The sequence below is a fragment of the Bacillus sp. LR_5 genome (assembly GCF_042709275.1).
This window is the reverse complement of record NZ_JAVAXX010000606.1, coordinates 1-1,186: the sequence shown is the minus strand read 5'-3', so window position 1 is coordinate 1,186 and position 1,186 is coordinate 1. Positions and strand designations below refer to the sequence as shown.

Below are 1,186 nucleotides of genomic sequence, written 5' to 3'. Positions count from 1 at the left end.
AGCCGTGGTCCTTTGTTGGGCGGACCGTAATGAGGAATTTGCGGGTCCTCATGCAAGTCTTGACCAACACCATGTCCGACATACTCCCTAACAACTGAAAACTGCTCATTTTCGACATACGTTTGTATTGCGTGGGAAATATTCGACAAACGTTCACCTGGTTTTGCTTCCTGCAAGCCTTTATATAAAGACTCCTCTGTCACTTCCAGAAGTTTTTTGTCATCATCGCTGATGTTTCCTACCGGATATGTCCATGCAGAGTCACCATGATAACCATTTAATTTAGCACCGATATCAATACTGATGATGTCACCGTCCTTCAGCACCCTGCTGCCAGGAATGCCGTGAACGAGTTCTTCATTAACTGATACGCAAATGCTCCCGCGAAACCCATTATACCCCTTAAAAGATGGGATTGCACCCTGCTTCTTAATAAAACGTTCGGCAATTTGATCCAATTCTTTTGTCGAGATTCCTGGTTTAATGTGCTTTTTTAACTCTTCATGAGTTAAAGCCACGATTCGCCCTGCTTCCCGCATGATACCAAGTTCACGTGGGGTTTTACAGATAATCATTTTTTTAATCCTCCAAGAAGATCCTTCACATCTGCATAAACGTCTTGAATGTCCTGTTGGCCATTCACGTTTGCAAGATAACCTTTCTCAGAATAGAAATCGAGTAAAGGCTGAGTTTGCTTCATGTTTACCTCAAGCCGTTTAGAGACGGTTTCCTCATTATCATCTGCCCGTTGATAGAGTTCGCCTCCGTCTTTATCACAAACACCCGGCGTTTTCGGCGGATTAAAGACTAAATGATAGGTTGTGCCGCAAACACTGCAAATTCTGCGTCCAGTCAGACGTTCCATCAGAACATCTTTGTCGACTTCAATGTTAATGACATAATCAATCGGCTTGCCGTATTCCTCAAGAATTTCTTCAAGAGCTTCGGCTTGAGCGACTGTTCGCGGAAATCCGTCCAGAAGAAAACCTCTTTCACAATCGTCTTTGCCAAGTCTTTCTTTTACAATTCCGATTGTGACTTCATCAGGTACGAGCTCTCCCTTATCAATATAAGATTTTGCTTCGAGTCCGAGTGGTGTTTCTTCTTTCATAGCAGCACGGAACATATCTCCTGTTGAGATATGAGGAATCCCATAATCCTCAACAATTCGTTCGCCCTGTGTGCC

General features: G+C 43.6%; 2 protein-coding genes. Both read right to left on the bottom strand.

Features of this window, described 5'->3' with window-relative positions:
• Nucleotides 1–575, bottom strand: a 575-nt coding sequence (map, locus tag RAC86_RS38890) for a type I methionyl aminopeptidase (RefSeq protein WP_377886977.1), incomplete at its 3' end; no start/stop codon positions are given.
• Nucleotides 572–1,186: adenylate kinase (locus RAC86_RS38885; RefSeq protein ID WP_377886976.1), on the bottom strand; the 615-nt coding region annotated here is incomplete at its 5' end. The genes RAC86_RS38885 and map, both read right to left, overlap by 4 nt.